The following is a 6,643-nucleotide window of genomic DNA, read 5'->3' on the forward strand; positions in this document are numbered from 1 at the left end:
AGCAACTCATCGGTTGCTCTTTTCATTTCAATTTACTTTACCGACCATTGCGATAGAGAGCGCTTAAAGTCTGAATAATCGAATTCATTTAGCTTCTGTACTTCGCCACTTGAACGTTCACAGTAGACAGAAGGCATACGTAAACCGTTAAACCAGTTGAGCTTAACCATTGTGTAGCCTGCACTATCTAGAATATGAAGGCGCTGACCGATCTCTAATGGCTGTTCAAAGCTTGCTTCGCAGAACTGATCGCCTGCTAGACAAGAACAGGAGCCAATCACGTAATCATGTTCACCATTTTCGGACGCTTCCAGAATCGACGCCGGCTCATCATAAATAAGCGTATCTAAGCGGTGCGCTTCAGTTGCTGAATCAACAATCGCTGTCTTCTTCACGTTCTCGACGATATCAACCACAGTTACGACCAAATCCGTCGTCTTGGTGATGATCGCTTCACCCGGCTCTAAGTACATTTGAACACCGTGCTTTTCCGAGAAGGCTTTTAACGCCAAACCTAGCTTTTCGATGTCGTAGCCTGGCCATGTGAAGAACACACCACCGCCCATGCTCACCCAGTCTAACTTATCGAGGTATTCACCAAACTGCTCAGAGATTGAATCAAGCAGCCCAATAAACGCATCCACATCTTTATTTTCACAGTTCATGTGGAACATTACACCATCGATATCTTCAAAGATTTCTGGTTTGATGTGGTCAGCTTGCACGCCTAGACGAGAGAACTGACGAGCAGGGTTCGCCAAGTCTTGACCTGCGTAGCTAACGCCCGGATTTAAGCGAAGGCCAATCGACGCCTTGCCTTCAACAATATGTCGATAAGCCGCAAGTTGGCTTTGTGAGTTAAAGATCATTTTGTCACAAATGTCCGACACTTCACGGACGTCATCTTCGCTGTAGCCAACACTGTATGCATGAGTTTCACCGCCAAAGGTTTCATGACCTAATTTTACTTCAAACGGGCCAGAGCTTGTCGTGCCATCTAAATAAGGTTTGATGATGTCAAATACACCCCAAGTAGAGAAACACTTCAATGCCAATACCAACTTAACGCCAGAGATCTCTTTAAGCTGTTTTGCTTTCTCCAGATTGGCGATCAACTTATCTTCGCTGATCATGAAGTATGGGGTTTTTAGTTCTTCTTTCTTAAACGTCATTTTTGTAAACACTCAAGCCGCATCCATAGGTGGAAGGGTAAATTAAACAAGTTTGGTGTGATTTATTTTGATTTTGTCCTGTTCGAACGCAGTGAGTTACAAAATCAAAATAAATGATACCAAAGCTTCAAGGCTATCATCATCGAAAAGGGAACAATCCATGTCCCCTTTTAGTTAGCAATCAAAACAAGAAATCAGTTCTTATTTTTTCAGCTCATGAATCACAGGAAGACCTTGGCCTGCTTCAAGCTCTTGAACATGCCAATCTAGACCGATACCCGGCATAGTTTCTAGGAACGGGTCTGGGTTTAGCTGTTCCATGTTGAACACACCTTTGTCTGCCCACTCACCACGGAAGAACTGAAGTGCAGCTGTGATTGCAGGAACACCCGTAGTGTAAGAGATCGCTTGGTGCTCTACGTCTTCGTATGCCACTTCATGGTCAGCGTTGTTGTAGATGAATACGCTACGCTCTTTACCATCTTTCTTACCTTGTACCCATGTACCGATACACGTTAGACCTGTGTAGCCCGGTGCGAGTGATGTTGGATCAGGCAGTAGTGCTTTAAGAACGTGAAGAGGCTGAACTACAGTACCATCGTGCAGCGTTAGCGGATCTGGGCTAAGAAGACCGATGTCGCGCATGCAGTTGAAGTAGTTTAGGTACTTGTCACCAAAGCCCATCCAGAACTCAATACGTTTTGCTGGGATGAACTCTTTCATTGAACGAACTTCATCGTGCGCCATTGAGTAAACTTTATGAGAACCACAGTTCGGGAAATCAAACTCAAGCATACGAGAGTGACATGGAACCTGTTTCCACTCTTCGTTTTCCCAGTAGAAAGAATCGCCTTGAATCTCAAGCATGTTCGTTTCTGGATCGAAGTTAGTTGCAAACTTCTTACCGTGGTCGCCAGCGTTAACGTCCATCACGTCAATCGTGTCAATTTCATCGAACAGGTGCTTAACCGCGTAAGCAGCAAATACTGAAACCACACCTGGATCGAAACCAGCGCCAAGGATACCCGTGATGCCTGCTTCAGCAAACTTCTCACGGTAACCCCACTGCCAATCATAAGCTTGTGGTACCTGCTGACCTTCAGAACATAGGTCAACCGCTACTGACGTATCTAGGTAAGATACTTTCGCTTGGTAACACGCTTCCATGATCGCCATGTTTACCCATGGAGGACCCGCGTTGATTACTAGGTCAGGCTGAACTTCTTTGATTAGAGCAACAAGCGCATCAACGTCATCCGCGTTTACAGCGCGCGCTTCTAGTTTCTTAGTTGAATCTTTCAGGTTGTTTTTACCCTTGATCGATTCGATGATCTTCTCACACTTCGCGATAGTGCGAGATGCGATAGTGATATCACCCAGTACGTCGTTGTTCTGTGCTGCTTTGTGTGCAACAACCCAACCTACGCCACCTGCACCAATTTGTAGAATTGCCATAATATTTATTACCCTTGTTGTTCTGCTAGCTCAGCCGCTAGATTATGAATTTTTGCAATTAGAGACTCGAAATCCGCCATGTCTAAACACGGATTCAAAATGGTAAATTTCAACGCGCTCTTACCATCAACCATGGTTTCACCAAGTACAGCGACACCGCGAGTTAATGCCTCTAATCTTAATGTTTGATTAAACGTGTCTAAATCCATGACATGGCTATTAACGGCTCTAAACAGCACTGTCGACAATGCTGGCTCAGCTAATAGCTCAAAACCTTCGTGGTTTTGAATAAGGTCGGAGACCTGAAGTGTTTGTGCCAAAAGGTGATCATACATTTCACCTAATTGCGACTGCCCTACACTCTGCATCGTCATAAAGACTTTTAGTGCGTCAAATCGTTTGGTCGTCGCGATCGATTTATCAACCAAATTTGGCAGTTCATCATGCTCACGGTTCAAGTAGTCAGCATGATGCAGTAAAAACTTGAAGTTTTGCTTATCTTTAAGCAGCAATGCACCACAACTGATTGTTTGATAGAAGAGTTTGTGGAAATCAACACTCACCGAGTCCGCTTTCTCAATCCCTTTCAGACGTGATTTATGACTGCTCAGAATCAAAGCACCACCGTAAGCACTGTCAACATGGAACCACAACTCTTGCTGCTGAGCGATCTGAGCAATTGATTCCAAATCGTCAATTGCGCCGTGATCGGTCGTTCCAGCCGTGCCCACAACCGCAAACGGAATCAAACCTTCTTGTTTCAGCTCAGCGATTGCTTGCTCAAGCAGTTCCGTTTTTATGGTACCGTTATCGTTAGTATCAACACAGCGTACTGCATTTTCGCCCAATCCTAACAAAGAAGCGGATTTTTGGACAGTGAAGTGAGACTTTTTAGAGCATAGAATACGTAATTTTTTCGCGTACTCTGGTAGGCCAAGTTTTTGAATTGAATGATTATCGACTTTATCAGCGATCCAGTCGCGTGCTAGCAGCAGGCCCATTAGGTTACTTTGAGTGCCACCGCTGGTGAAAATACCATCACTCTCTGAACCTAACTCATACTTGCCACACATCCAGTCAATCACCTTCTGCTCAACATAGGTAGCAGCGGATGCTTGGTCCCACGAGTCCATAGATTGGTTTAGTGCAGCAATCATTGATTCAGCAGCAACAGACGCCATCAAGGGAGGAGTATGAAGGTGTGCAATGCAATCAGGGTGTTGGACAAAGATGGAGTTCTTTGCGACTAGGTCTGCGGTGTCTTCCACCACATCCACTAATGAACCTTGAACGTTATCAAGGTCTACTGCATTAATTGCAGCTTCTAGTAGCTTAGGCTCTAGTCCAGAGTATGGTGCGTCCACTTGTTCGAACACAGACTTCATTGCTTGCGTGGTTTGGTTTAGAACCTTTTCAAACTCGTCGCTGCCACCTGCACCGGTATGAATGAAGTGTTTCTTCCATTCACCGTTGGCACTGCCGCTTTCAACATAGCTACCACCAGCTGCAAGAATCGCTTCTTCCATCACGCGTAGTGCAAAATCAATCTGTTCGAAAGAGATGATCATTGGAGGAAGGAAACGAATAACCGAGCCTTCACGCCCGCCCTTTTCGACCATTAGGCCACGTTCAAGTGCTGCACGTTGGATTTTAAGGGTTAGGTCGCCGTCAGCAACGGGTTCCCCAAAGCTGTTTTTCTCACCGTTCGGGTTTTGAATTTCAACACCAAGCATCAAGCCTTTGCCACGAACCTCAGCGATACAGTTAACGCGTTGTTGTAACTTCTCTAGGCCGTGACGAAGATATTGACCAGCGATATTGGCATGTTCAACCAGGTTGTCTCTCTCGATAATTTCTAGTGCTTTTGCACCCGACACCATCGCCAGTTGGTTACCACGGAAAGTACCGGTGTGTTCACCCGCTTTCCAAGTATCAATGCTCTTATCGAATACAAGCAAAGACATTGGTAAACCACCGCCAATCGCTTTCGACAGACATAGGATATCTGGGTTGATACCTGACTCTTCAAATGCGAATCGATGACCAGTTTTACCCACACCACACTGGATTTCATCAAAGATAAGAAGGATGCCATGCTCATCACAGATGCGTCTTAAACCACGTAGCCAAGATGCCGGAGCAGGAATAACACCGCCCTCGCCTTGGACAGGCTCAACAATCATGGCAGCAGGCTTCATGATGCCCGCTTCATCGTCAGCAAGTAGACGTTCGATGTATCGAAGGCTTGCCTGAGCACCTTGCTCACCGCCAAGACCGAATGGGCAGCGCAGGTTGTATGGGAACGGCATAAAGTGAACATCAGACATCAAGCCGCTACGACGCGCTTTTGTGCCCAAGTTACCCATCATGCCCATAGTGCCGTTAGTCATACCATGGTAAGCACCACGGAACGCAAACATGGTGTTACGACCTGTCGTCTGCTTCGCTAATTTAATCGCGGCTTCAACCGCATCGGCACCAGAAGGTCCACAGAATTGAATCACTGAATTCTCAGCAAAATCCTGTGGTAAAAATGCTTTAACGCGGTTAATAAACGTCTCTTTGGCTTGAGTCGTAATATCCAGCGTTTGATAAGGCAGACCAGAATCAAGCTGAGCTTTTAGGGCTTGATTGATTTCTGGATGGTTGTAGCCGAGTGCAAGTGTACCTGCGCCCGCTAAACAATCCAGAAAGATTTGTCCGCGTGTATCTTCAACCAGTGCGCCATATGCACATTTTATTGCAATCGGTAGACGTCTTGGGTAAGAGCGAACTGCCGATTCGTTTTGCTCTTGTTCAAGCAAAATAGCGTCTGGAGTAAGATCATAAGTGCCTTCAACAACTGGAACTGAAGTTGAAAACGAGTGTGCGATAGTATTGGTATCGACTTCAAAGGCGGTAGTCATAAAATTTCCCTTGAATGTATTCATACTCCCTCCTAACAGCACATTGTTAGAAGTGAGGTATAGCTGTACGCCCGCGTAAGTCAAATGACAAACACGACAAAACGCCGTCTAAAGACAGCAAAATTTAACTAGCGTAAAATCAAGGTTCAGTAATGCTACTGTTTTGAAGGATCGGGCAAAGGTGGAGTACCGGCCCAATTGGATGTGAAAAGCTGATTCGCAGTGTTGTGTTAAGTGAGTTCAATGTTGGGTTTCCCATTAACATGGCATCTAGCGCCATAAGTATCCCGTCTATCAGTTAAAGAACTAACTGATACCTACCCTACGCAGTGTCACAATCAGCCTGAATGGTCACTGCGCGTATCCCCCAGAAGCAATCGTTGTCCATTCCGAGATTGGGCGGGAAGGTAACATAATTTTTAATACACTATCAATAGTTTTTAATTTTAGGACTATAAATACGAGGCTTAGAAAGGGTCACCATCCATTTGAAGAGATCCCCGGCTCGTTCGTTCCTCACGACCGAGGATGACGGTGTGAACTCCCAATAACCCGTCATTCCCTAGAGCGAGGAACGAGTTCATAGGGAATCTCCAACAGTGCGCGGATTCCAAACATCAGAATGTGAAAAGCCCGAACAGTAATGTTCGGGCTTTTCAATTTGGAGCGACGCGGCCGGCTAGGACACGAGGTCAACTCGTGACCTAATGGCTAAATAACTTTAAGATCTCCCAGATGCAAAAAAGGCTCACCGTTTCCAGTGAGCCTTTTTCAATTTGGAGCGACACACGAGGTTCGAACTCGTGACCTCAACCTTGGCAAGGTTGCGCTCTACCAGCTGAGCTAGTGTCGCATTTGCTAAACAATGTTTAGACTTTATAGATGGTGCCCCGGGCCGGACTTGAACCGGCACAGCGCGAACGCCGAGGGATTTTAAATCCCTTGTGTCTACCAATTCCACCACCAGGGCACGCAATTCTTTATTGCGATGCCGTTACGATTCGTAAACACCATCTTAATGTCGATGCCAATCAACATTACAAAATTTGGAGCGACACACGAGGTTCGAACTCGTGACCTCAACCTTGGCAAGGTTGCGCTCTACCAGCT

At 45.9% G+C, this 6,643-nt stretch carries 3 protein-coding genes and 2 tRNA genes; all 5 read right to left on the reverse strand.

Features of this window, described 5'->3' with window-relative positions:
• Positions 1-32: 32 nt before the first annotated feature.
• The 5 genes from nspC to KI655_RS22970 all read right to left on the reverse strand — a co-directional run bounded on the left by nspC (position 33) and on the right by KI655_RS22970 (position 6,503).
• Positions 33-1,172: a carboxynorspermidine decarboxylase gene (gene nspC / locus KI655_RS22950; protein WP_285408982.1), complete on the reverse strand. Its 1,140-nt coding sequence runs from the start codon at positions 1,170-1,172 to the stop codon at positions 33-35.
• 201 nt (positions 1,173-1,373) lie between these two features.
• On the reverse strand, positions 1,374-2,627 hold the full coding sequence (locus tag KI655_RS22955; protein ID WP_032549298.1) for a carboxynorspermidine synthase: 1,254 nt from the start codon (positions 2,625-2,627) through the stop codon (positions 1,374-1,376).
• A gap of 8 nt (positions 2,628-2,635) precedes the next feature.
• Positions 2,636-5,557: a pyridoxal phosphate-dependent class III aminotransferase gene (locus KI655_RS22960; protein WP_285408984.1), complete on the reverse strand. Its 2,922-nt coding sequence runs from the start codon at positions 5,555-5,557 to the stop codon at positions 2,636-2,638.
• A gap of 753 nt (positions 5,558-6,310) precedes the next feature.
• Positions 6,311-6,386 (reverse strand) — tRNA-Gly (locus tag KI655_RS22965).
• A 30-nt stretch (positions 6,387-6,416) separates the two neighbouring features.
• Positions 6,417-6,503: transfer RNA gene (locus KI655_RS22970), tRNA-Leu, on the reverse strand.
• Between the last annotated feature and the right edge of the window lie 140 nt (positions 6,504-6,643).

This window comes from Vibrio sp. D404a (assembly GCF_030248535.1).
Lineage (GTDB): Bacteria > Pseudomonadota > Gammaproteobacteria > Enterobacterales > Vibrionaceae > Vibrio.